Here is a 23,280-nt window from a genome sequence, read left to right on the forward strand (position 1 = left end):
AAAGGTTTGAGCAATCTGACTCTGAAGCGCGCGGCGGTTCCGGTTCCCCAGATAGGACGGGCACTCGATCCCAGGGCCAATAGCCTCAATCTTATCCGTTTGGTTCTCGCTTTCTCTGTTTTGTTCGCGCACAGCTGGCATATAGTGGGCGCCGGCAACGGCCCGGACTTTAAGGGCGAAAATCTGGGTGGCTGGGCAGTAGCAGGTTTCTTTGGAATCAGTGGCTACCTCATCACGGCAAGCAGGTTTAGCAATCGAATAGGCTCCTACTTGGTTCATCGAGCGGCACGGATTTTCCCGGCGTTCATTGTGTGCCTTGTCGTAATGGCCTTTGTGTTTGCTCCCGTTGCCTACATCGTCCAGCGGGGCAGCCTTGATGGATTTATGTCCACTCCCACAACACCCCTGAATTCAATCTTCGCCAATCTGTCGTTGCGCATAGTTAGCTACGACATTGCCGGGACTCCCGCAGGGGTTCCCTATCCCGGAGCCTGGAACGGATCGTTGTGGACGCTGTACTTCGAGTTTATGTGCTATCTGCTTGTGGGATTCCTTGGGTTCCTGCCGATATTCAGGAAGTCTCCCTGGCCAATCATCGGGGCTTTTGTACTTAGCGTCTTACTCTGGGCGAATGTGGAAATCCCGACGCCCTTTATGCAGTCCAACGCGGACTTTAAACTGGCAGCCAGATTGATTCCCTATTTCCTGGGAGGTGCTGTGGTTCAAGTGCTGAGTTCACGTCTAGGCATTCATAGAGTGGCGGGTGCTATGGCTGTAGCGATCGCGGGGGCACTGATTCTCTGGGTCCCCGGATTTGGTGGGCAGCTGGCAGCACCATTTATCGCTTACTCACTGCTTTGGATTTCCACTTGGCTGCCTCAGCCAGCCATAGTCTCGAAGCACGACATCTCCTATGGGGCCTATATCTACGCTTTCCCGGTCCAGCAACTATTAGCGGTTTTCGGTGCCCATCATTGGGGAGTGTGGTGGTTCACCCTTGCAGCGACCGTCTGCACGGTGCCTTTGGCCGCCGCAAGCTGGCGTTTGATCGAAAGACCCGTGATGCGCAGGGCGAAGAAGAGCGTCTAAAGGTCCGGTCAGGAATGCCAAGGGAGCGGCGACCGGCAGATGCCGTTAGCCCTACCAGCCACCCTGTCGGGCTTCCTTGGTGGCAGTCCGGCTTTTGGAAGAACTGCGGTAATTTATGCCAAGTGCTGCGCCGCACCTAGCGGGTTCGTCGTGGCCCGGCCTTGCCGGCAACACCGGCGACGATCCCGGCTGCAGCCGCGGACAGGCGTTCCAAGCGGCCGGGCGCCAATAGCGTCACGATTGCCAGGTGCCGGTAGTCAGCCAGAAATCCTTTCAGCGCCCACCCGGGGTGCCCACGCCAGTACTTGCGGGCTAGCAGGATCCGGTTCCTGAACAAATAGTAGTACCGCCATGTCGCAGCGGTTCGCACTCTCACGGGGACGCCGCGGAACGAGACGTCAGCACCCAACAGCCTCGCCCTGGTCATGGTTCCCAGCGTGTGATTAAGCGCGGCATTGGGTGCAATAACCGTCTTGAACCCTGCTGATTCGCACCGCAGGAAGAACTCAGTGTCTACGCCGTCAATGAAAAGCTCGGTTTGGAATGCCCCAATCTCTTCAATCACTGACACCGGCACCAGGAGGCCCGACTGAATGGGCTCACCCCCCAAAGGCACGCCGTTCTTGTGACCGGCGCGGCGGGTGGGCAGGCCTCGGATGGAAGCCGGAGCGATCAGGCCAGCCCTTACTCCTGCCTTTTCGGCAGAAACAGCGGCTTCTTCAAGCGCCGCGACATAACCCTCATCAAGGAGGCTGTCCTGATCCATGGTCAGGATGAACTTTGGTCGTTCCGGTAAGCCGCGCGCGAGCTCAATTCCCGCATTCAATGCCGCAGCGATACCGGAGTTGCGGGGGAGCCTCTCGACCGTGCAGCCCAGGTCCCGCAGGCCCTGCAGGATCTGCTGCGGATTCTGAGGACTTCCATCATCGACAATGACCACGTGCTTGACTTGGGAAAGCAGGGCTGAAGCGTTGTCGAGAATACGTTCATCAGGGTTAAAAACGCTGACAATCGCTGCGGTTGCGGTGGATTTCATGCCTTTGAGGGTCAGGCAGGCTTGACGTCTGGCTGGGCGTCAATCCAGTTCGCCAGCCGTTCAATGCCCTGTGCCAGATTATATTTGGGAGACCATCCCAGTACTTTTTCAGCGGCGGTAATGTCGGCCCACGCGTGGCGGACGTCACCTTGCCTGTACTGGCCGGTGACGTGGGCTTCCGGTGCATTGTAGTGCTGGGCGATGAGCTTGGCGGCTGTACCGATTGTCTGGAACTCGCCAGAGCCGATATCCATCGGCTCCCCTTGAACACTGGGGGAGACAGCGCCCGCGACGATGGCGGAGGCAACGTCGTCGATGAGGATGAAGTCACGGCGGACTTCGCCGTCTTCATACAGTGGAATCGATTTGCCGCCCATGGCCATTCGACAGAACAGACTCATGATGCCGGTGTATGGGTTGATGAGCGATTGGCCGGGTCCATAAACATTCTGGAGGCGAAGGATGACTGTTTCGACGCCATAGGATTTGGCCCATGTTTGAAGTACGTGCTCTTGGGCCAGCTTGGTTGCACCGTAAACGCTGACTGGTGCCGGGAAGACTTCCGATGCCTTCATGGCGACGGGGGAGGCGCCGGGAAAATCCCACTGGGCCTTGTCGAGTGTTTCGCTCGTTCGCTGGCCAGGGTAAAAGGTGCGTCCGTCTGAGTCGGTCCAGGCGCCTTCTCCATATACGGCACGGCTCGACGACAGCACGATGCGCCGCGGCAGCTTGCCATGTCGGTTAAGGCCATCCAGGAGCTGAGAGGTGCCGACGACGTTGACGTGCGTGTGTCGGGTGGACTCCTCCAGCGACTGACCTGTTCCGGTTTCCGCAGCGAGGTGGATGACGACGTCGGGCGTCACGGTTTGCAGCACGGAGTCCCAAGTCTGCGCCTCAGTAACGTCAGCGACGATGAGCTCCGCCGCTGCGTTCAGCTGTGGTGGACGTTCTCCTGTTGCGTGTATTTGAGGGTGAAGGTTGTCCACGACCACCAGGCGGTCAAATTTGTTGGCCAATTCGTCGGAGATTGCGCAGCCGATGAATCCGGCGCCCCCGGTTACGAGAACAGTGCCACCAGGGCGGGCGGAAGTTGTAGTGGAAGTCACGTGGGACCTTTCGTAGCGACGGCGTTACTTGCCGAAGGTGTGGCGGACCAGGGCCTTGACGGCGGCGGTATTTTTGCCGATGACGGCCTTGGGAAGCAGGGACGCCGCGTGGGCGCGGGATGTCAGCCTCAGCTGCGCTGCGCGGGCGGCCTTGTCCCAGCCAAGCTCACGTGCCTGCCCGGCTGCCACGGCGAAATACTCCCGCTCGCCGGCAAACCTGGATCCATCAACGAGTTTCGTGGAGGATGCGCTGTTCGAGTGCCGGCGGTATTGGAAGCACACGGTCGGCTCGATAAGCAGTTGATCACCGTTGTAGACCATGTCCATGATGAGGGCCAGGTCCTGGATAATGGGGAATCCGTCCCGAAACTGCACCTTGCGGATCTTGTCAGTACGGAAAGCGAGAGATGGCCAGTAGAGCCAGTCACCGTGCATCAGGTTGCTGGCGATCGCCTCACCGGACATGAGTTGCCGTCCGCCTCCGCTTGGTTTGATGAGTTTCTGCTTAACTGAGTCCACCAGCGTGACGATTACACGGCCGTCTTCGTCAATGACCTGCACCCCGGGCTGTATCAGGGCTGCGTCCGGATAGCGGGAGTGGGCGTCGAGGATCGTGGAGACGTAGTTGGGAAGAAGGACGTCGTCACAGCCGAGGATCACGAGCATTTCTTCTGTTGCCATGGAAACGCAGGTTCGGTAATTCTCCGTTATCCCCGCATTTTCTGGCTTGCGGACGTAACGGACACGTTCATCTTCGATGGCGGTGACAAAGTCCTGAACCTCGAGGCTGGGGTAGGCGTCGTCCACCACGGTGAGGAGCCAATCATCGCAGTCCTGCGACAGCACACTCTTGACCGTTTCCTTCATATATTCCGGATCGCCCCAGTAGGGAATAAAAATATCCAACGGCATGTGTCAGTTCGAACCTTTATCTCGTACATCGGGCTTGGCGGCAAGGGGTTGAGACTCTGGAGAAGTCGCCATCGATTGTGAAGGCAGGATGACGCCCTGGGCCTGCCGGTTGTTGAGGTCTTCCACCTGTACCCGCAGGATGGCCACCTCCTCGGCGAGGGTCCGTGTTTCATCTTCGACGACCGAGATTTCCCATGAAAGATGCAGGCACACGCCGAGCAACATCAGGATGCTCATTGCGAAGAGAAGGTTCGATGGCAGTTGCACGCCGACGAATTCGGCAACAACATTGAGCATCCTCGGGAACGCTGCCAGGACAAGCGTGAGGACGCCAACGATCAGCCAAAGGGCAGCGTATTTCTCCCGGAGTTTTTTCCGTCGGAGCATTTCAACGACCAGGCCAACAATCGCCAAGGCAAGCAGGAAGGCTGCGATATTACCCATGCTCTAGGCGCCAGACGTTTGTGGTGAGGTTGGAGTCAGCTGCACCAAGTGGGAACGCTTACGGGTGAGGGCAAACAACAGGGCAAACACCGATCTTCCGAGGTATATTGCGGCCTTCGCGGGATTGTGGCTGGGCTTTCCACCCTGCCGGGCACGCATTTCCACTGGCACCTGCGTTACTGTGCAGCCGGAGCGGATGGCAACGACGAGCGAGTCAATGGTGTCACCGAGGTACTCGGCCGGGTAGTGGTCGAGGTACTGATCCATAGCGCGCAGGTTCGCTGCGCGAAAACCACTCGTCACGTCGGTGAGGCGCGTTTTCGCCAACCCCGAAATGACTTTTGCCAGCAACTGCATAGCCCATTTCCTGGGTCCGGTTACTTTGTAGTCGCCGCGGTCTGCGAACCTCGCGCCGATTGATATGTCGGCATGGGCAAGCCCCTCAAGCACTTCGTCAATGCTGCGCGGATCGTGCTGACCGTCCGAGTCCACCTGGATCACTTGGAGGTAGCCGCAACGACGGGCGTACTTAAACCCTGCACGCATAGCCCCGCCAACACCCAGGTTGAACGGGAGGTTGAGTACCGTGGCTCCGGCGGCAGCAGCAACGGCGGCGGTGTCATCCGTAGATCCGTCATTAACAACAAGCACGTCGTATCGGGGATCTGTGCTCAGCACTTCGCGGACTGTGTTACCGACGGCTTCCGACTCATTCCAGGCAGGCATGATCACCAGGACGCGCGGATGGGGGGTGGATTCCATGGTGTCCAAACTATATCAACTTCACACTGTTGATCCGGCGGCTGCGCGGCACCAGCGGCCCAAGGGGGCTCGATTGGAACCGTGAAAGCTGGGTTGTACCGGGGCTGTCACCAGGACAACGCAACCAGGAACCTGGGCCGTGCGGACTAGGATAGGACGGGCTCTGCACAGTTATTCCGCCGAGCCGATGCTACTCCCATAACGAAGGAGCAGAGTGGAGACCGATTCCGTTGGCATCCCGGAGCAGGCCAAGAGCAAGGCAATCCGGGCCAGCGTTTGCCTGGCCAGCTACCGCGGCGGGCGCTATATCAAGGAACAGCTTGAGTCCGTCATGAGCCAGATCGGGCCGAATGATGAAGTCGTGATCGTGGATGACGCATCGCCGGACGATACCGTTCAAAAAATCAAGGCTTTCGACGACGAACGGATCCGCCTTTTTGAGGTACGCGCCAATCAGGGCTATGTAAAGTCGTTTGAACAAGCGGTAGTCGCGGCCCGGGGGGAGTACATTCTCCTGGCTGACCAGGACGACGTTTGGCTGCCCGGCAGGCTCGAGCTGATGCTCCGCGCACTCCAGTCATCGAGGGTTGTTGCCTCGAATTTCGACGTGCTGGGGGATGCTGCCCGCCCGAACATCTCCCGCCTCTCCAGCAAAGACAGCCAACGGCACGCAGCGAACATCCTCGGCACCCTGGTGGGCTACCGGGCTTATTACGGATGTGCCATGGGCTTCCGCCGCAATGTAGTCCCTCTGTTTACACCCGTTCCCAAGTACCTCGTTGAATCCCACGACCTCTGGCTGGCACTCTGTGGCAACGTGGCCGGGTCCATGTGCCATCTGGATGACTCGACCCTGCTCCGCAGGATCCATGAGGATAACGCCACTCCCAGGAGTTGGCGTTCCCTGTCCGTCATTATCAGGGCCCGCGTTATGCTGCTCCGGTGCCTGGCCCTGGCGTGGCGCCGCGTGCGACAGGAACAGCGAAACGGACCTGAGGAGAAGGCTTTAGCTCAGCCGGTAAGCTGATTGGATGCAGAATCTCCTTGTGACCGGCGGCGCCGGCTTCATTGGCTCGAATTTCGTCCACTACGTCCTGGCAAATACTGATGACCACGTCACTGTCTTGGACAAGTTGACGTATGCCGGCAACCTGGAATCGCTGCGGGGCCTGCCTGAAGACCGTTTCACGTTCGTTCACGGAGACATCGCCGACGCTGCACTGGTGGACGGACTTGTTGCCACCACCGACGTAGTGGTTCACTATGCCGCGGAGTCCCACAACGACAACTCACTGCATGATCCCCGCCCGTTCCTGGACACAAACATCATTGGCACGTACACGCTGATTGAGGCGGCCAGGAAACACGGCAAGCGATTCCATCACATTTCTACCGATGAGGTCTACGGCGACCTTGAGCTCGATGACCCCGAGCGGTTTACTGAACAGACCCCGTACAACCCGTCGAGCCCGTACTCCTCGACCAAGGCCGGCTCGGACCTGCTGGTGCGTGCCTGGGTGCGGTCCTTTGGGCTGCAGGCCACCATCAGCAACTGCTCGAACAACTACGGTCCTTACCAGCACGTGGAGAAGTTCATTCCCCGCCAGATCACCAACGTGATCGACGGGATCCGCCCGAAGCTTTACGGCAAGGGCGAAAACGTACGCGACTGGATCCATGCGAACGACCATTCGTCCGCGGTTCTGGCGATCATCGCCAAGGGCAAAATTGGTGAGACATACCTCATCGGCGCGGACGGTGAGAAGAACAACAAAGACGTTGTTGAGCTGATCCTCAAGCACATGGGACAGGCCCCGGACGCCTACGACCACGTTGTGGACCGGCCGGGCCACGACTTGCGCTACGCCATCGACTCCACCAAGCTGCGCGAAGAGCTGGGGTGGGAGCCCAAGTTCTCCAACTTCGACGAAGGCATCGAAGACACCATCGCCTGGTACCGCGATAACGAGGACTGGTGGCGGCCGCAGAAAGCAGCCACTGAAGCCAAGTACAAGGAACAGGGCCAGTAAGCGATGTCGATTGAGTTCTCAAAAAAGCTGACCGCGCACCCAACCGTCATTCCCGGCGTCGTACTGTACGACCTTCCGGTTCACGGCGATAACCGCGGGTGGTTCAAAGAAAACTGGCAGCGGGAAAAGATGGTTGCCTTGGGCCTGCCGGACTTCCGCCCGGTGCAGAACAACATCTCGTTTAATGAGAAGGCAGGCACCACCCGAGGCATCCACGCTGAGCCGTGGGACAAATTCATCTCCGTAGCCACCGGAAGGATTTTCGGCGCCTGGGTCGACCTGCGCGAAGGACCATCCTTCGGTACCGTTTTTACGGCAGAACTGGACCCAAGCCAGGCGATATTCATACCACGTGGTGTTGGCAATGCATTCCAGACGCTGGAAGACAACACGGCATACACATACCTCGTTAACGACCACTGGTCGGCCGGCGCCCAAGGCCAATATACGTTCCTCAACCTGGCTGATGAGACGGCGGCAATTGCCTGGCCGGTTCCGTTGGACGAAGCTGAACTTTCTGACAAGGACAGGGCTCACCCGCGCCTTGCGGACGTTGTTCCGATGCCCGGGAAAAAAACTCTTGTTGTTGGGGCTGACGGGCAGCTGGGCAAGGCGCTGCGGACACTGTACGCATCCGACAAGAACGTCGAGTTTGCAGGCCGGACCGAGTTCGACCTTGGCAGCCAGGCCTCTTTCGTGCAGCGGAACTGGAAAAACTACTCCACCATCGTCAACGCCGCCGCCTATACGGCAGTTGACACGGCTGAGTCTCCTGAAGGCCGCGAGGCTGCCTGGGCTGTCAACGTTGCTGCCGTCTCGGCGCTGGCGAGGACCGCAATCGAGTACGACCTGACTCTGGTGCATGTATCCTCCGACTACGTTTTTGACGGGGTCCAAAAGAGCCACGATGAATCTGAACCCTTTAGCCCGCTGGGCGTTTACGGTCAGACCAAGGCTGCCGGCGATGCGGTGGTGTCTGTAGTTCCCAAGCACTACATTGTGCGGACCAGCTGGGTCATCGGCGAAGGGAACAACTTTGTCCGCACCATGGCAAACCTCGCCGGCCGCGGCATCGAGCCCTCCGTGGTAAATGACCAGATCGGCCGTCTCAGCTTCACTGAAGACATCGCAGCAGGAATCCAGCACCTGCTGGAATCCGGCGCAGATTATGGCACCTACAACCTGAGCAACGACGGCGAGCCCCAGTCATGGGCAGATATCGCCGCTGATGTCTACGAAATTTCGGGGCAGCCAAGGTCGGCCGTCACCGGTGTCAGCAGCGAAGAATACTTCAAAGGCAAGACTGCCGCGCCACGGCCGCTGAACAGCGTGCTGGACCTGACAAAAGTCAAGAACTCGGGCTTCAAACCCCGACCTTCCCGGGATGTTCTCGAAAAGTACCTCGGCCAGCGGGCGGCCGCGGAATAGCGGCCCGGGCCATGCGTTACGACTCATCGACGTTCGGTGTTATTGCCCTGGCGGCGTATCAGCCGGACTGGGAGCTGTTCAAGACCCAGCTTCGATCCATTCAGAACCAGACGCACTCGCAGTTCCAATGCCTCATTTCAGCGGACGGAGGTCTTGCTGAAATTCGTGACTTCGTAGACCGGGAGTTCGGCGGCGACGAGCGGTTTCGAGTGCTTGGCTTCGAAGAGAGGCTTGGGTTCTACGGCAACTTCGAACGCGTCCTTCAGCACATTCCAGCGGAAGCGGCATGGGTCGCGTTGTCTGACCAGGACGATTCCTGGTATCCGTCCAAGCTGGAGGTGCTGCTGCCGCACTTAAATGACGTCAGCCTTGTGGGCGGGCAGGCACGGGTCGTCCGGCTTCCCGCCAACGAGGTTGTTACAGAATCCACCCAGCGTAAGAACGTTGATTTGGCCGCTCTCCTTGCCCAGAATCAGGTGACCGGCGGCCTATGTGTATTCCAGCGGGACCTCCTGGACCTGGCGCTGCCCTTTCCGCGTTTGAATACCGTCTCCCAGGTACACGACCATTGGCTGGCTGTCTGTGCTAAAGCCACCGGTGGTGCCCTTGTGGTTGACGACGTTGTCCAGGACTACGTCCAGCACGGCGGCAATGTCCTCGGCGAGGTCGGCGGCCGGAAGAGCATCTTCAAGTCGATAGAACATGTGGCAGCCCTGTCCCGTAAGTTCCAGGGAAGCAGCGGCCCCTTCGCGATGCTCCAGACCGCCAATGACCTGAGCTTCGGCTGGCGCCGGGTTATGGCTGATGCACTGCGGGCAAGGGTCGCCCGGGATGCTCCCGGACTTGAGCATGGCCTTGCAGGTTTCGAAACAGGCCACGGCTGGGTTCCTACGTCACGGGTTCTTCTTTCGGGCCTGCGCAGCGGCAACATTGCTTTGCCATGCTTCATCGAGTTTGTGGCCGGTGCTCCGGTAGAGGTGTTCTCACGCCGCGGAATGCGTCGAGGAAGATCCTCCGGTGCACGTTCAACCCATCTCTAGATAGTTTTCGGGAGTAAAGTGTTCAGCAACAAGCAGGAATCAGAAGTGGTTGTGTCTGCGGCCGGCCGTAATCAGGGGTCGAGAATTACCATAGTTCTGCCTGGGTTCAGCAAGTATCCAATTGGCGGCTACAAGGTCGTTTATTCCTACGCCAATTATTTGGCTGGTCAAGGCCATGAAGTCGTTCTCTTGCATGCCTTGCTCCTTAAAGGTGCCCGGCACAAGGTGAAAGACTTCCGTAGACCTATCGCTTCAATTCTCGCGGGCCTCCGCCCGCATAAAAAGCCTGACTGGTTTGCGCTTGACGAACGAATCCAATTTCTCACCCTGCCATTCCTTACCCCGGGTCTGGTCCGCCCCACGGACTACATCGTCGCAACGGAAGTGCAGACTGCAACATTGGTTGCTTCAGTTGCCGGGAAGACCGGAATTCCGGGTTCCTATTTCATTCAGCACTACGAAGACTGGTCGGCAGCCCCGGATTTCATCGACTCTACGTGGAAACTTCCACTGAAGAAGATAGTCATCGCGCCGTGGCTGGAAGAGCACATGCATACTCTGGGTGAGGATTGCGATCTTATTCCGAACGGAATTGATCCGATTGAGTTCCCGTCCGGGCCGGAGACTGATGCACGGGTGAATGATGTTTGTGCCATGGTGTCAGATGTGCCATGGAAGAGGGCAGATCTCATTGTTCAGGTGCTCAACTCTTTGGGGGAGAAGTACCCGAACTTCCGGGCAGTGACCTTCGGCACCTGTGATCGCCCCGAATCCTTGGGCGGCCATGTTCAGCACATCAAGAACCCGTCTAAGACAGAAATTCGGAACTCATACCAGTCATCGAAGATATACCTTTGCGCGAGCGATGCTGAGGGCTGGCATCTCCCACCTGCCGAGGCGATGTCCAGCGGTTGCGCTGTGGTTTCGACTGATATTGGTGGCGTCCGGGCGTATGCCGACGGGACAGCGCTTTTCTCACCCGTGGGGGACGCCGAGGCCCTGCGGACCAATGTCGAGCGACTCATGGAGGATGCCGAATTGTGTAATTCTTTGGCGACGCAAGGGATGGCAGCAATGCGCCAAAACACGCCGGCCTTGGCGGCCTCGCGCTTTGAAGCGGCAGTCCTGGGCCGATCGTGACGGCAAAATTGAGAATTAGAGGATCACAAAGTTCTCCGCTGCTAAAGAGGTTCGCCGGATTCACCGTAATTCCGCTTGTTGGAACCCTGGCTCCGCTGTTTCTGCTGCCCATTGCAGCCCGTGTGGGAGGCGTCGACGGGTGGTACAGCCTGTCCGTGGGTCAGGCAGTTGGAACCTTCGGCAGCATTGTCATTAGTTATGGCTGGAATACTCTCGGGCCGGCGCTTGTGGCCACGGCAGTGTCTGACTCGGATCGGCGTCAACTGTGGGGCGAATCTTTAAGGGAACGCCTGGTGCTGGCTCTCCTGGTTGTTCCCGTCTGCGCTGTGATTTCCGGGTTCCTCGCGGGTCCAGGCTTTGAAACTTTCACCGTGGCAATGGCTGTCGCATTCAGCCTTGGTGGTCTGACTCCTAACTGGTTTTTTATCGGTGCAGGCGACCCGAAGAGCATCGCCTGGTTCGACATGCTGCCAAGGCTTGCTGCGACACTGCTCACCGCACTGGTCATTTTCTTGACCCAGTCCTTGTGGTCCTACCCAGTATTGTGGATCCTGGCGACGGCGGCAGGTCTCATTGCCGTGCAGCGCAGCCTTGGACACCCAAAAATATTTAGAGGCTCGGATTGGCGCGATACGTTGGCCGGGCTCAGAAAGAGACTGGGGGTCGCCCTGGTTGACGGACTAGGCGGCGTCTACGTATCTGCCCCGATTCCACTGGCAGGAGCCACGGGGACTACCGCTGAGGCAGGAATTATCGCCTCTGCTGACAGGCTCTACAGATTCGGACTGATCACCGTCACGACCCTGGGGAACACGCTCCAGGCATGGACACTTGATCCCAATGCACCAAACGCCACAAAGCGGCAAGTCAGCGCGATTGTTGCTCATACCGTTCTGGGTCTTGTTGGTATGGTTGCCCTCGGCGTCGTGGGCGAATTTGCAACTTCGCTGCTATTTGGTTCCGAGGCCAAGGCGACAGCATCATCCATGTGGTTTTATGGGGGCGCTTTTCTTGCGGTGTCCTGCTCCACTCCGCTCATTAGAAACCTGCTTGTCCCTGCTCTGAAGACCCGCTTCGTCCTTATGGGTACTGCCGTAGGGGCCGTCACAGGCGTAAGCGCAATGTATTTTCTCGGCCGGTCCGGCGGCCCGGACGGGGTCGCCGCCGGCTTCATGCTGAGCGAATTGGCTTTGCTGATGATCATTAGCCCGCCGGCCATCCGCCTGCTAGTTTCTATGCGCAAGAGAGACATTCACTAAAACAGGATGGATTTCTTTCCTTCTTATCGGTCCTGAATCATGGCCTTACACTGTCCGGCGACGCAGCTATGGCATAGACGAAGCTGATGCTTGTCGACAGTAGCGGGGAGCGAAGGGCGCCCGGTACCACCCAGAGCGTATCAACGTCATTAGCCACGCCCATTCTTGATCCGCCAGCTTCTTGGCCCTGGTAGGGGATGGTATGGCCTTATGTTGCTTTATCGACTTTGTGCTATTACTCCTGTTGCCCCCGGACCTGGCCGATTGACCTGCGAAGGAAGCGGCATATTAGCTAGGGCTCGTCCTGCCTGTTCCTCATTTCAAGGCTGAAGGTAAGGAGCCGTTGACCCTCCACTCGGAGTCGGCTGCAGTTGTCAGTTACCAGCACAGCCGACTCCCCGCTTAGAAGGTCAGATTCAGGCAACCCAATTGCGAATTCCCGCTAGTGAATGGTGAAGCTGCTATGGCATACGTGCAAACCTTGTAGTTTCCTCGCTGGCTTACTGCCTTCTTTGCTGTATAGCCATGGTTGCCAGGGATTCCCAGGACCTGGTTAACATCAGGTCGTGGTTGGTTCGCCGTTACCGCAAAATTACTCACGCTGCCGTCTGGCGCCGTGACGTAAGCGTGAACGCTCAGTGCGTCGTAGGGCATATCTTGGTCGACAGCCCAACCGGCGGCCAAGATCGAGGTAACACCGTTAGCAGTTTCCATCCGCACCGAGTCCAGGTGCCCCACAGGGCTGCCACTGAAGCCTGCCTCCACGTAACTGCAGCCAAGGAGAGGATTACCGGGAGAAACCGGGCTAAGCGCTATGGCGTAAGTACAAACCCGGTGCCTGCCGGGACCACTGATAGGTAGATCGGCTTCATAGCCGTGGTCTCCAGGTATCCCGAACACTTTGTTCACGTCTGGGCGCGCCTTTGATGCCGCGAACTGATGAACTGTGCTGGTGCCATCAGGAGCAAACACGTACGCGTGCACCGCGACTTGGGCGGATGTGTTTCCCGAGTCGAAAGCCCATCCGCGTACAGTTATGGATGCCTGTGTCCTGGTCTTCTTGACACTTGCAGAATCCAATGTGCCCACAGGAGTCGTGCCGGGAGCAACCCGGATCGAGTTACAACCGATTTCCTTGTGAAGATACTGTCCGATGGCATAAGCACAGAGCCGGTAGTCCCCAGCCTTCTTTATGTCGATGCTGGTTTCAAAGCCGTGGTTGGGCCCGACTGCAAGCACCCTGTCCACATCAGGACGGGGCGTGCTCGCGGGGATTTTGTAGAAGGTCCTGCTGCCGTCCGGTCCATAGAGGTAAGCGTGGACTTCGGCTGCCACGGACGGGCGGCTCATATCCACAGCCCAACCCCGCACTTTCAGGGACTCCTTGTCCGGGGACCGTTGCTCCGTGAACTCATCCAGATTGCCGATAGGGGGTTCCGCGCCGTCTGCAGTCACGGACTTGCATCCGAGACCTGGATTGATGAACTTACCTATAGCGAATACACAGATGTTGTACTGTCCCGAAACGTTGATGGGAATCTGGCCATCGAATCCGTGGTTCTCACCAAGACCAAGCACCTTGTGGACGTCGGGTCTGTAAGACGTCGCCGGGAACTTATGCAAGGTCTTTGTTCCGTTGGGCGCCGTGACGTATGCGTGCACCTCTGTGGTCGCGCCAGGCAGGGCGCGGTCAAGAGCCCAGCCACGAATTTGCAGTGACGTCGTTGTTCCTGTCCGTTGCACCGTGGCGGCGTCAAATGAACCCATGGGAACTGAACCAGCGAAGACGGTGAGGGAGGCGTAGTCCCCGTTCCAGACATTGGAGTCACCAGCGAAGGGCCCAGTGCTGCTGTACTGCCACATGCTGTAAGTGCTCCAACTTGCGGTGGGAACGGGACCTGCGTTGTTGGTGGGGGAACTGGGGTAGGCAGCGACCCACAACGGATAGTCTCCGAAGCCCGCCGGATTGCCAAGGCATTGGTTCCACCAGCTGGTGTTGGTGTAAATAACGGGAAGCCGCCCGATCAGCGCCTGCATGGTGTTGCCGAAGTCCCGAACCCAGGACTGCAGCTGAGCGGGGGACATGTTGTAGCAGGTGTTGCCGAAATAGAAGCCGTTGATGGTCCGGCCCTCGTACGGGTTGAATTCAAAGTCCAGCACCGGAGGCATCGTGTACCCATCCGCGGTCCAGCCGCCGCCGTTCTGTACAAAGTAACGGGCCTGGTCCGCTCCTGAGGACCAGTTGGGGATAGCGAAGTGATACGCACCCCGGATCATGCCGACACTGCGTGAGCCCTGGTACTGGGAGTTGTAGGAGGGGTTTGTGTAGTAGTTGCCTTCGGTAGCTTTCACATAGGCAAACCGGGCGCCCATGTTCCACTGCTGCTGCCAGTCGACGCTGGGCTGGTGGCCGCTGACGTCCAATCCCTGAACACCGAACGTGGGCATCCACGTGCCTTCGGTGGACAGCGACTCGGTGGTGAGCCGCCGCAGGGAACTGGACGGCGATGAGGCTGTGACCCGCGCGGACCGCTGGCCCATTTCAGCTCCACCAACGCCAATGGCTTCCGCCATCGACTGCGTAGCCTCTGCAGAAGGCTGGCCGGACGGCGTCTCCGCTGGAGCGGCCTCTGCAGGCGAAGGAGACGTCGATGGAACCGCCGGTGCAGGCGCCACAGTCTCCGTTGTGCCCCCTGCTGTCGAAGAAGCTGTCGGTGCCGGAGCGGGTTCGACGGCATATGCAACACCAGCCACGCCCGGACCAGCTGTGAGCGAGGCAGCCAAGAGCAATATTCCCAAGGACTGCAGGGTGGGGCGACGGGACTGAGACAGGTTCCGCTTCATTTTTGCTCCGGAAACAATGTGGCACTCCGGCGAGCGCTCATTTGGTTGCTGCTGAGATTTTTCCCCCAGGGAAGTCGCTCGGCAGGTGGTATTCGACAATTAACGCGCTCACCATAGCATTGCTGTTACCAAGGTAACCAGTGGTTCCTGTGTTGCTGATGTGATATCGGTAGCAACTGTTATCAACAGGCTTCGCGATATGACTTGGCAGCGTGTACCAGGCTCCCTAGGCTTTACCGCAGTTGCACTGCCTCCGCCGGGGGCGGCAGTTGTATTGGGGAACTTATGGACGCGCTGGCAATTGTCGAGGACGAAGTCCGCGAGCTCATCCGTCGCCGGGGGCTTGATCCGCTGCACCAGGCCGGAGAAGTACGCCGCCTCGTTGAGGCAGCCGTAACCGACTACGACGAACGTGCCCTGATGGGGCCGCTGCCTCCAATCGGACCACTGGATGCCGCCCGGAAGTTCCTCTTTGACGCGGTCGCCGGGTTCGGCGTGCTGCAGCCCCTGCTGGATGATCCCACCATTGAAGAGCTCTGGATCAATGCACCCAACGAAATCTACGTCGCCAGGAACGGCGAATCGGAGCTAACCTCACTCAGCCTGACCGATCAGCAGGTGCGGGATCTGGTGGAGCGTATGCTGAAAAGTTCCGGCCGCCGGCTGGACATGTCATCACCGTTTGTTGATGCCGCCCTTCCTGATGGTTCAAGGCTCCACGTGGTCATCCCCGACGTGACGCGCAGGCACTGGGCGGTCAACATCAGGAAGTTCGTGGTCAAAGCGAGCAGGCTTGAGCATCTGGTTGAGCTTGGCACGCTGACACCCCAGTCCGCCCGTTTCCTTGGCGCTGCGGTTTCCAGCGGGCTCAACATCCTCGTCTCCGGCGCGACGCAGGCGGGCAAAACGACCATGCTGAACTGCCTGGCAGCGAGCATCGGCAGCCGGGAACGCGTGATCACCGTGGAAGAGATTTTCGAACTGCAGTTCCCCCTCAGGGACGTCGTCGGCCTCCAGTGCCGCCAACCAAACCTGGAGGGGGAAGGTGAAATTCCGCTGCGCCGGCTCGTGAAGGAAGCTCTCCGAATGCGTCCTGATCGATTGGTCGTGGGCGAGGTCAGGGAAGCCGAAAGCCTGGACATGCTGATCGCTTTGAATTCAGGGCTTCCAGGGATGTGCACCGTCCACGCGAACTCAGCCCATGACGCCGTCACCAAAATCTGCACCCTTCCACTTCTGGCAGGCGAGAACATATCCTCCGCCTTCGTAGTCCCCACCGTCGCGTCGTGCATTGACCTAGTGGTGCACTGCAGCCGCCGGGCGGACGGACGCCGTGAAGTCACGGAAATCCTGTCCCTGGGCCGCCGCGTGGAGAACGGCATCATCGAATCATCTCCGGTGTTCACCATGGTGGAAGGCGTGCTGCAGCCACGTGCCAACTCCATGCCCGCGCAGGAGAAGTTTTCCAGGGCGGGGTATGACGTCGCCGCGCTGCTGGAGCCGCGATGATGTCCGCGCTTCTTGGAATATCGGCGGGCACCGGGTTCTTCCTGATCTGGTGGTCCTTCTGGGAGTCACCGAAACGGACAGCAACCAAAGAGAGGACCAGCCGGCTCGCAGATCTCCTTGCTGGAGCTGGCATCGAGAAAGTGTCCCCAACCGGCCTTGTTGGAACCTGCGTGGGCCTTGGACTTTTCGTCGCCTTGATCTTTTTCGCAGTGACCCGCTCCTGGCCGATCTCAGCTTGCTTCGGGCTTTTCGGGGCCTGGCTCCCGGTCACCGTCCTGCGTTGGAAGGCAAAGAGGCGGAGCGCATTGCTGCGGACGCTCTGGCCGGACGTCGTCGACCACCTGCGTTCAGCGATCCGTGCCGGATTGCCCCTGCCCGAAGCTCTGATCCAGCTGGGTGACAAAGGACCCGAAGAGCTCCGGCATGTCTTCCGGGATTTCGGCGCCGACTACCGGGCGGGCGGCCAATTCGAAGCATCGCTTAACCAGCTCAAGCACAGGCTGGCTGACCCCGTTGCGGACCGGATCGTCGAAGCCCTCCGCCTGACAAGGGAAGTGGGCGGCTCGGACCTTGGGAAGCTCCTCGGGACACTGGCGGAGTTTCTGCGGGAAAATGCCCGAACGCGGAGCGAGTTGGAAGCACGGCAGTCCTGGACCATAAACGCCGCACGGCTCGCCGTCGCCGCACCATGGATCGTCATGATGCTCCTGGCAACAAGACCCGAGGCAGTGCAGGCTTACAACACGCCGGTGGGTGCCGGCCTCCTGCTTGGCGGCCTGGTCGTCTCGCTCGTCTGCTACTCGATCATGCTGAGGATCGGTGCCCTGCCACAGGACGAAAGGGTACTTAGGTGATGGAGATTTCGCCTCCCGCTGTTGTATGCGGAGTGCTGATGGGCATCGGACTGTGGCTCGTCATCTTCCGTTCCCCCTTTATGCGCGCCGTCACGCTCTCGCAGCGGATCGAACCCCAGCTGAAATCACAAAACCTCGAATCTAGGTTGCTCCGCAGTGGAGAACAGAATGTCACGCCTTTTGGTCCCCTGGAAAGGATCCTTCGCCCCCTGCTGCGCGACGGTCTGGCTGCCCTCGGCAAACTGAACCCCGCGTCGAAAGCTACCGCCCGAAGATTGGCGCAGGCCGGGATCAATAAGTCAACAGTCGATTTCAGGGCCGAACAACTCCTCTGGGCAGTGGCGGGGTTCGCCGTTTCGGTGGCCTTTATCGTTCTCGCCGCAGCCTCCGGCAGATTCAACCCCTTGCTGGCCGCAACGGCAGTCCTGGGCAGTGCTGTCGGCGGCTTTATGTTCCGCGACTACTGGCTGGGCGTTCAGATCAAGCGCAGGGAATCGAGGATGATGGCAGAGTTCCCCAGCCTCGCCGAACTGATGGCGCTGGCAGTAAGCGCAGGGGAGAGCGCCACTGGCGCTCTGGACAGGGTCTGCCGCAGCGCCAAGGGCGAGCTCACAAAAGAATTCAGCAAGGTCCTTGCGGAAACCAGGGCAGGCAAACCACTGGTCCAGGCGCTCCAGGAGTTCTCAGCACGGACAGACCTCGCGCCTCTCGTCCGGTTCGTGGACGGCATCGTTGTGGCAGTTGAGCGAGGTACTCCCTTGGCCGATGTACTCCGTGCACAGGCCCAGGACGTCCGGGATACAGCCAAGCGCGACCTGATGGAGTCAGCGGGAAAGAAGGAGATCGCCATGATGGTGCCGCTCGTATTCGGAGTGCTGCCCTTGACTGTGGTCTTCGCGGTCTTCCCCGGCATCGCCGCGATCAACCTCGGCTTTTGAGGCGAAGACAAACCTTGACCCAGAACAACCAACGGTGGAAACAGAAGCAGGAGTAGGACGGAAATGATGGAGAAATTGGGGATTCGCTGCATGGTGCTGTTCCTGTCATATGTGGCAGTGCTGCTTCCGGAAGGGGGTGTCGGGAGCGGCAGGACACTCCGACGCAAAGGAGGTCAAAGCCGGCGATCAGTCACAGGCCCCTCCGGGGATGCCAGATTGGAGGATGATCCTGAAAGGGGTGACGTTCCTGGCTGGGTGATGATCACGCTTATGTCGGCAGTCTTGGTCGCAGCGCTGTTGGCGCTCGCAGGTCCCGCCCTGGAGGCCATGTTCAACCAGGCGATGGACAAGGTCGGAAGCTAAGCGATGACGCCGTCCGACGGCGGCGGAAACAGCAACCGCGTTCTGGACAGTAGAAGGCCGGCCCAGGGCGTCATCGGGCCGAGAACCGGAGACGGCGAGCGGGGCTCGGCAGTAGTGGACTTTGTCCTCGTAGGCAGTCTGCTCACCCTGTTTTTCCTCGCCATCATCCAGCTGACCCTGGTCCTCCACGTGAGGAATACGCTGATTGATGCGGCAGCCTCAGGTGCCCGTTACGGAACGCTCGCTGACCGCGGCGCAGCCGATGCCCAGGAACGAACCCGCAGCCTCATTCAAACCGCGTTGAACGCCGGTTTCGCCGAACACGTCAGCACCAGCGAGGTGACCTACCAGGGCCTGCGGACCCTCGAGGTAACCGTACGGGCGCCGATGCCGGTGATCGGACTCATCGGTCCCCGCGACATGCTGGAGGTGAAGGGCCATGCAGCAGTACAGCCCTAAGCCAGTGCCGGGCAGATTCCGCGCCCGATTCAGCGAAGCTTTGGGCCGTGGTCCAAGCAACCTTCAAAGTAACGGCCTCCGCGAACGGGGGAGCGCCGTGGTTGAGTTCACCTTCCTGGCACTGCTGCTGATGGTTCCACTGGTGTACTTCATCATCACCATGAGCCAGATCCAGGGCGGCTCCTTTGCCGTGGTGGGCGCAGCAGACCAGGGCGCGAAGGTCTACATCGCGCAGCCTGATGCAGCCACCGCACAGGCTGCAGCCGAACAGGCGGTGGCAATTGCCCTGTCGGACTTCGGACATCCGGCCGAAGCAGCCAGGGTGGAAACATCATGCGAACCCGCAGATTGCCAGGCTGCCGGAAGCACGGTCACGGTGACGGTACGCCTGACAGTGCCGCTCCCGTTTCTGCCCTTCAGCAACGACTTCCGGCTCAGCGCCAGCGAGGTCGAGGCCTCGTCAACTCAAATCGTGGGCAGGTACCGGTGAGGAGATCCACGGGAGGCGAAGACGGCCAAGTAATGGTGATGATCCTGGGCTACGTCGTGCTGGCCCTCCTGGTCACCACAGCCGTCATTGGCATTTCCTCCGTATACCTGGAACATAAACGGCTGCTCTCCCTGGCCGACGGCGCATCCCTTGCCGCCGCCGACAGCTACACGTTGGGTGAAGTGGCAACTCAGGGCGGCAGCCCCTCGGCGGTCCTCAACCCTGCGAGGGTCAGGAACGTGGCAGCCGACTTCGTGTCCAGAAGCCCGGCGTCGCAGCGCTTCGACGGCCTCGGTGTCACAGGGGCGACCGGCACGCCCGACGGTTCAACCGCCGTCGTGGTTCTCACAGCTGCCGTGCACCCTCCGGTGGTGAACTTCCTGATGCCGGACGGCATACGAATTGAGGCAACTTCCACGGCACGCTCCAGGCTCACCCGCTGACCGGAGCCGTGGCTTCTGAAAGCACAACCGGCGCCCGCGGCCGCGGCCGCAGGCAGAGCAAGCAGCAGGGTAAGCCGTGCGGACAAGCAAACCAGGTCAGGCCCTCCACCCGGATAGCGTAGGCTTAAACAACCATGGCCAATATTGATTTTTCCGCTGAAATCCGCGCCCTTCGCGCCACCTACGACTCCATTGAGCGGGTCTCCGATGTAGAGACGCTGAAGGAAGACATCGCCGAACTGAGCGAGCGGGCGGGCGAGCCGGACCTCTGGGACGACCCCGCAGCGGCACAAAAAATCACCTCCCGCCTGTCACACCGCCAGTCTGAACTGGAGCGCCTCAACAGGCTCGTTTCCAGGATCGATGACCTGGAAGTCCTGGTGGAGCTTGGACAGGACGAGGACGACGCCGATTCCATGGCGGATGCGGCCGCCGAACTGGAGTCCATCAAGAAGGCCCTGAAGGAACTCGAAGTCGTCACCCTGCTGTCCGGTGAGTATGACGAACGCGAGGCCGTCGTTTCCATCCGCGCAGGAGCCGGCGGTGTTGATGCCGCAGACTTCGCCGAGATGCTGATGCGCATGTACCTCCGCTGGGCCGAACGGCACGGCTATCCCACCACCGTTATGGACACGTCCTATGCCGAGGAAGCCGGCCTCAAGTCGGCAACCTTCGAGGTCAAGGCCCCCTACGCCTTCGGCACCCTCAGCGTCGAAGCTGGAACCCACAGGCTCGTCAGGATCAGCCCCTTCGACAACCAGGGCCGGCGCCAGACGTCCTTCGCCGCCGTCGAGGTCATCCCGCTGATCGAGCAGACCGACTCCATCGAAATCCCGGACAACGAAATCCGCGTGGACGTGTTCCGGTCCTCGGGCCCTGGCGGCCAGTCCGTCAACACCACCGACTCCGCCGTCCGCCTGACCCACATTCCCACCGGAACCGTGGTGTCCATGCAGAACGAAAAGTCGCAGCTGCAGAACCGCGCCGCCGCCATGCGCGTGCTGCAGTCAAGGCTCCTGCTCCTCAAGAAGGAACAGGAAGACGCCGAAAAGAAGGCCTTGGCCGGAGACGTCAAAGCCTCCTGGGGAGACCAGATGCGCTCCTACGTCCTTAATCCGTACCAGATGGTCAAAGACCTGCGGACCGAGCACGAAGTCGGCAACACGGCTGCGGTCTTCGACGGCGAAATCGACGACTTCATCGACGCCGGCATCCGGTGGCGGACGGACAACCGCAACGCTGAGAAGTAGCAACCAGCCGCAGGATCGGGCGACACGCCCCTTGAAACCCGCCTGATTCACTGGCCTCCCTGCGTATAGTCGAGGGGCCGGGGCCCTACTTCCCCCAAACGAAAACCCGCGCACCGGCTGCAGAACTGGGCTGCATCAGAATCAGCTATGCCCTGCAGGGTACTTAGGGCCATGATCCGATTCGAAAATGTCACCAAGGTCTACGACCAGAAAGCCCGGCCTGCGCTGGACTCTGTCAACCTTGAGATTGACCGCGGCGAATTCGCCTTCCTCGTCGGCGCGTCAGGCTCCGGCAAGTCCACCTTCCTGCGGCTCGTCCTGAAGGAAGACCGGGCAACCTCCGGCGCCGTCTACGTGGCCGGCCAGAACGTTGCCAAGATCTCCAGCTGGCGTGTGCCGCGGCTCCGCCGTGGGATCGGCGTCGTCTTCCAGGACTTCCGGCTCCTGCCGCAGAAAAACGTCTTCGCCAACGTAGCCTTCGCGATGCAGGTCATCGGCAAAAGCCGCAGCGTCATCCGGGACACCGTCCCCGAGGTCTTGAAAACCGTGGGCCTGGAAGGCAAAGAGCACCGCATGCCGCACGAACTGTCCGGCGGCGAGCAGCAGCGCGTGGCGATCGCCCGCGCCGTGGTCAACAGGCCCGGAATCCTCCTCGCCGATGAGCCAACCGGAAACCTTGACCCCACCACCTCCATGGGCATCATGGGCGTCCTGGACAAGATCAACCAAAACGGCACCACCGTGGTGATGGCCACACACGACGACGACATCGTCAACGAAATGCGTAAACGCGTAGTGGAACTCAAGAACGGTGTGGTCATCCGCGACGAGGCCAAGGCGCTGTACACCTCCATGATTCCGGTGGTTGGCCAGTCGCGCAGGCTCAAGGACGCGAGCGGCCGGGACAACCCCGGAACCGGACAGCCGGGCGAAGGCGAGGGTCAGCGATGAGGCTCGCATTCATCCTCAGCGAGATCGGCAGCGGCCTCCGGCGCAACCTTTCGATGGTTGTCTCGGTCATCCTGGTCACCTTCGTCTCGCTCACTTTCGTGGGCGCGGCCGGCATGCTGCAGATGCAGATCAACCAGATGAAGGGCTACTGGTACGACAAAGTCCAGGTGGCCATCTTCCTGTGCAGTGAAGGGTCGACGGCGGCCGGTTGCGCCAGCGGGCCCGTCACCGCCGAGCAGCAGGAGAGCCTCAACTCCCTCCTGGAGTCGCCAGCGGTGGCCCAGTACATCAATGACTTCCAGTACGAGTCCAAGGACGAGGCCTACAAGCACTTCAAGGACCAGTTCTCGAATTCGCCCATCGTGGACTCGGTGACGCCGGACCAGCTGCCCGCATCCTTCCGCATCAACATGAAGGATCCGGAAAAGTACCAGATCATCAGCGAGACCTTCGCCTCGCAGCCGGGTGTGGAAACCGTCATTGACCAGCGCCAGCTCCTCGAGCGGCTGTTCTCCGTCATGAACGGGGCCTCCCTGGTAGCCGTCAGCATCGCAGGTGTGATGATCGTGTGCGCCATCCTGCTGATCGCCACCACCATCCGGCTCTCGGCCTTTAGCCGCCGCCGCGAAACGGGAATCATGCGCCTGGTGGGAGCCTCAAAGACGGTGATCCAGCTGCCGTTCATTCTGGAGGGTGTCATCGCGGCGGTTATCGGCGCGGCGCTGGCCTCCGCCACGCTCTGGGCCGTGGCGCACTTCTTCCTCGGTGAATACATGTCCCAGCAATACCCGGACACCGCCTTCATCTCCTCCGGCCAGACGCTGATCCTGGCACCGGCCCTGATAATCCTTGGCGGATCCTTGGCGGGAATTTCGTCTCTCTTGACCTTGCGCCGATACCTTCGCGTCTAGGTATGCAAACCGAACAAGGAAT

General features: G+C 59.9%; 23 protein-coding genes and 1 pseudogene. 18 read left to right on the forward strand and 6 right to left on the reverse strand.

Going from position 1 to position 23,280, the window contains the following annotated elements:
* Positions 1–6 precede the first annotated feature (6 nt).
* Positions 7–1,089: an acyltransferase family protein gene (locus tag ARTSIC4J27_RS07300; protein ID WP_050054555.1), complete on the forward strand. Its 1,083-nt coding sequence runs from the start codon at positions 7–9 to the stop codon at positions 1,087–1,089.
* 136 nt (positions 1,090–1,225) lie between these two features.
* Here ARTSIC4J27_RS07300 and ARTSIC4J27_RS07305 read toward each other — a convergent pair whose 3' ends face one another.
* From ARTSIC4J27_RS07305 to ARTSIC4J27_RS07325, 5 genes are read right to left on the reverse strand one after another with little or no spacing between them, the layout of a single operon-like run.
* Positions 1,226–2,125, reverse strand: a complete 900-nt coding sequence (locus ARTSIC4J27_RS07305) for a glycosyltransferase (RefSeq protein ID WP_050054556.1) — start codon at positions 2,123–2,125, stop codon at positions 1,226–1,228.
* An 11-nt stretch (positions 2,126–2,136) separates the two neighbouring features.
* Positions 2,137–3,231 carry an NAD-dependent epimerase/dehydratase family protein gene (locus tag ARTSIC4J27_RS07310; protein ID WP_050054557.1) on the reverse strand — a complete coding sequence of 365 codons (1,095 nt, stop codon included), beginning with the start codon at positions 3,229–3,231 and terminating at the stop codon, positions 2,137–2,139.
* Positions 3,232–3,255: 24 nt separating this feature from the next.
* Positions 3,256–4,143, reverse strand: a complete 888-nt coding sequence (locus tag ARTSIC4J27_RS07315; protein WP_050054558.1) for a glycosyltransferase — start codon at positions 4,141–4,143, stop codon at positions 3,256–3,258.
* Positions 4,144–4,146: 3 nt separating this feature from the next.
* Entirely contained in the window at positions 4,147–4,587 is a 441-nt protein-coding gene (locus ARTSIC4J27_RS07320) for a DUF2304 domain-containing protein (RefSeq protein WP_050054559.1), read from the reverse strand.
* A gap of 3 nt (positions 4,588–4,590) precedes the next feature.
* On the reverse strand, positions 4,591–5,349 hold the full coding sequence (locus tag ARTSIC4J27_RS07325) for a glycosyltransferase family 2 protein (RefSeq protein ID WP_050054606.1): 759 nt from the start codon (positions 5,347–5,349) through the stop codon (positions 4,591–4,593).
* Between the two features lie 214 nt (positions 5,350–5,563).
* Here ARTSIC4J27_RS07325 and ARTSIC4J27_RS23530 point away from each other — a divergent pair.
* From ARTSIC4J27_RS23530 to ARTSIC4J27_RS07355, 6 genes and pseudogenes are all read left to right on the forward strand, one after another.
* Positions 5,564–6,079 (forward strand): annotated as a pseudogene (locus ARTSIC4J27_RS23530) (glycosyltransferase); the annotation flags it as partial.
* 301 nt (positions 6,080–6,380) lie between these two features.
* On the forward strand, positions 6,381–7,379 hold the full coding sequence (gene rfbB / locus ARTSIC4J27_RS07335; RefSeq protein WP_050054561.1) for a dTDP-glucose 4,6-dehydratase: 999 nt from the start codon (positions 6,381–6,383) through the stop codon (positions 7,377–7,379).
* Between the two features lie 3 nt (positions 7,380–7,382).
* Complete coding sequence (locus ARTSIC4J27_RS07340; protein ID WP_050054562.1) at positions 7,383–8,807, forward strand: sugar nucleotide-binding protein; 1,425 nt, start codon at positions 7,383–7,385, stop codon at positions 8,805–8,807.
* An 11-nt stretch (positions 8,808–8,818) separates the two neighbouring features.
* Positions 8,819–9,847: a glycosyltransferase gene (locus tag ARTSIC4J27_RS07345; protein WP_050054563.1), complete on the forward strand. Its 1,029-nt coding sequence runs from the start codon at positions 8,819–8,821 to the stop codon at positions 9,845–9,847.
* An 18-nt stretch (positions 9,848–9,865) separates the two neighbouring features.
* Positions 9,866–10,987: a glycosyltransferase family 4 protein gene (locus tag ARTSIC4J27_RS07350; RefSeq protein WP_152683805.1), complete on the forward strand. Its 1,122-nt coding sequence runs from the start codon at positions 9,866–9,868 to the stop codon at positions 10,985–10,987.
* The gene (locus ARTSIC4J27_RS07355; protein WP_161799557.1) at positions 10,984–12,246 is read left to right on the forward strand and encodes a lipopolysaccharide biosynthesis protein; all 1,263 of its coding nucleotides are present in this window, start codon (positions 10,984–10,986) and stop codon (positions 12,244–12,246) included. The genes ARTSIC4J27_RS07350 and ARTSIC4J27_RS07355 overlap by 4 nt, the downstream gene beginning before the upstream one ends.
* Positions 12,247–12,648: 402 nt before the next feature.
* On the opposite strand, the gene ARTSIC4J27_RS07360 is transcribed toward ARTSIC4J27_RS07355, so the two are convergent.
* On the reverse strand, positions 12,649–14,694 hold the full coding sequence (locus ARTSIC4J27_RS07360; protein WP_235436590.1) for a lysozyme: 2,046 nt from the start codon (positions 14,692–14,694) through the stop codon (positions 12,649–12,651).
* Between ARTSIC4J27_RS07360 and ARTSIC4J27_RS23155 the strand changes: the two genes are divergently transcribed.
* The 11 genes from ARTSIC4J27_RS23155 to ftsX all read left to right on the forward strand — a co-directional run bounded on the left by ARTSIC4J27_RS23155 (position 14,687) and on the right by ftsX (position 23,258).
* Entirely contained in the window at positions 14,687–15,073 is a 387-nt protein-coding gene (locus ARTSIC4J27_RS23155; protein WP_235436591.1) for a hypothetical protein, read from the forward strand. The genes ARTSIC4J27_RS07360 and ARTSIC4J27_RS23155 overlap by 8 nt on opposite strands.
* A gap of 302 nt (positions 15,074–15,375) precedes the next feature.
* Entirely contained in the window at positions 15,376–16,599 is a 1,224-nt protein-coding gene (locus ARTSIC4J27_RS07365) for a CpaF family protein (protein WP_050054567.1), read from the forward strand.
* Positions 16,596–17,453 (forward strand): type II secretion system F family protein, encoded by an 858-nt coding sequence (locus ARTSIC4J27_RS07370; RefSeq protein ID WP_407681123.1) that lies wholly within the window; start codon positions 16,596–16,598, stop codon positions 17,451–17,453. The genes ARTSIC4J27_RS07365 and ARTSIC4J27_RS07370 overlap by 4 nt, the downstream gene beginning before the upstream one ends.
* A complete protein-coding gene (locus ARTSIC4J27_RS07375) occupies positions 17,453–18,391 on the forward strand; it encodes a type II secretion system F family protein (protein ID WP_050054568.1) in 939 nt (312 codons plus the stop codon). Before ARTSIC4J27_RS07370 ends, ARTSIC4J27_RS07375 begins: the two co-directional genes overlap by 1 nt.
* Positions 18,392–18,481: 90 nt before the next feature.
* Positions 18,482–18,754, forward strand: coding sequence for a hypothetical protein (locus ARTSIC4J27_RS07380; protein ID WP_235436594.1), 273 nt, complete (start codon positions 18,482–18,484; stop codon positions 18,752–18,754).
* 3 nt (positions 18,755–18,757) lie between these two features.
* Complete coding sequence (locus ARTSIC4J27_RS07385; protein ID WP_083435362.1) at positions 18,758–19,213, forward strand: TadE family protein; 456 nt, start codon at positions 18,758–18,760, stop codon at positions 19,211–19,213.
* Positions 19,214–19,310: 97 nt separating this feature from the next.
* Entirely contained in the window at positions 19,311–19,703 is a 393-nt protein-coding gene (locus ARTSIC4J27_RS07390) for a hypothetical protein (protein ID WP_083435363.1), read from the forward strand.
* 32 nt (positions 19,704–19,735) lie between these two features.
* Positions 19,736–20,146: a pilus assembly protein TadG-related protein gene (locus tag ARTSIC4J27_RS07395; RefSeq protein ID WP_050054570.1), complete on the forward strand. Its 411-nt coding sequence runs from the start codon at positions 19,736–19,738 to the stop codon at positions 20,144–20,146.
* Positions 20,147–20,280: 134 nt separating this feature from the next.
* A complete protein-coding gene (prfB, locus tag ARTSIC4J27_RS07400) occupies positions 20,281–21,396 on the forward strand; it encodes a peptide chain release factor 2 (protein ID WP_050054571.1) in 1,116 nt (371 codons plus the stop codon).
* Positions 21,397–21,567: 171 nt separating this feature from the next.
* Complete coding sequence (gene ftsE / locus ARTSIC4J27_RS07405) at positions 21,568–22,347, forward strand: cell division ATP-binding protein FtsE (protein WP_050054572.1); 780 nt, start codon at positions 21,568–21,570, stop codon at positions 22,345–22,347.
* Positions 22,344–23,258 (forward strand): permease-like cell division protein FtsX, encoded by a 915-nt coding sequence (gene ftsX / locus ARTSIC4J27_RS07410; protein ID WP_050054573.1) that lies wholly within the window; start codon positions 22,344–22,346, stop codon positions 23,256–23,258. The genes ftsE and ftsX overlap by 4 nt, the downstream gene beginning before the upstream one ends.
* The last annotated feature ends 22 nt before the right edge of the window (positions 23,259–23,280 follow it).

The sequence above is a fragment of the Pseudarthrobacter siccitolerans genome, assembly GCF_001046895.1.
Lineage (GTDB): Bacteria > Actinomycetota > Actinomycetes > Actinomycetales > Micrococcaceae > Arthrobacter > Arthrobacter siccitolerans.

Bases quoted from the DNA above. Each gene is read 5' to 3' on its own strand.
- ftsX (WP_050054573.1), top strand. From the start codon at position 22,344: ATGAGGCTCGCATTCATCCTCAGCGAGATCGGCAGCGGCCTCCGGCGC.
- ARTSIC4J27_RS07320 (WP_050054559.1), bottom strand. From the start codon at position 4,587: ATGGGTAATATCGCAGCCTTCCTGCTTGCCTTGGCGATTGTTGGCCTG.
- ARTSIC4J27_RS07375 (WP_050054568.1), top strand. From the start codon at position 17,453: ATGGAGATTTCGCCTCCCGCTGTTGTATGCGGAGTGCTGATGGGCATC.
- ARTSIC4J27_RS07315 (WP_050054558.1), bottom strand. From the start codon at position 4,143: ATGCCGTTGGATATTTTTATTCCCTACTGGGGCGATCCGGAATATATG.
- ARTSIC4J27_RS07380 (WP_235436594.1), top strand. From the start codon at position 18,482: ATGGTGCTGTTCCTGTCATATGTGGCAGTGCTGCTTCCGGAAGGGGGT.
- rfbB (WP_050054561.1), top strand. From the start codon at position 6,381: ATGCAGAATCTCCTTGTGACCGGCGGCGCCGGCTTCATTGGCTCGAAT.
- prfB (WP_050054571.1), top strand. From the start codon at position 20,281: ATGGCCAATATTGATTTTTCCGCTGAAATCCGCGCCCTTCGCGCCACC.
- ftsE (WP_050054572.1), top strand. From the start codon at position 21,568: ATGATCCGATTCGAAAATGTCACCAAGGTCTACGACCAGAAAGCCCGG.
- ARTSIC4J27_RS07385 (WP_083435362.1), top strand. From the start codon at position 18,758: ATGACGCCGTCCGACGGCGGCGGAAACAGCAACCGCGTTCTGGACAGT.
- ARTSIC4J27_RS07345 (WP_050054563.1), top strand. From the start codon at position 8,819: ATGCGTTACGACTCATCGACGTTCGGTGTTATTGCCCTGGCGGCGTAT.
- ARTSIC4J27_RS07395 (WP_050054570.1), top strand. From the start codon at position 19,736: ATGGTGATGATCCTGGGCTACGTCGTGCTGGCCCTCCTGGTCACCACA.
- ARTSIC4J27_RS07325 (WP_050054606.1), bottom strand. From the start codon at position 5,349: ATGGAATCCACCCCCCATCCGCGCGTCCTGGTGATCATGCCTGCCTGG.
- ARTSIC4J27_RS07370 (WP_407681123.1), top strand. From the start codon at position 16,596: ATGATGTCCGCGCTTCTTGGAATATCGGCGGGCACCGGGTTCTTCCTG.
- ARTSIC4J27_RS07340 (WP_050054562.1), top strand. From the start codon at position 7,383: ATGTCGATTGAGTTCTCAAAAAAGCTGACCGCGCACCCAACCGTCATT.
- ARTSIC4J27_RS07360 (WP_235436590.1), bottom strand. From the start codon at position 14,694: ATGCCCACGTTCGGTGTTCAGGGATTGGACGTCAGCGGCCACCAGCCC.
- ARTSIC4J27_RS07365 (WP_050054567.1), top strand. From the start codon at position 15,376: ATGGACGCGCTGGCAATTGTCGAGGACGAAGTCCGCGAGCTCATCCGT.
- ARTSIC4J27_RS07305 (WP_050054556.1), bottom strand. From the start codon at position 2,125: ATGAAATCCACCGCAACCGCAGCGATTGTCAGCGTTTTTAACCCTGAT.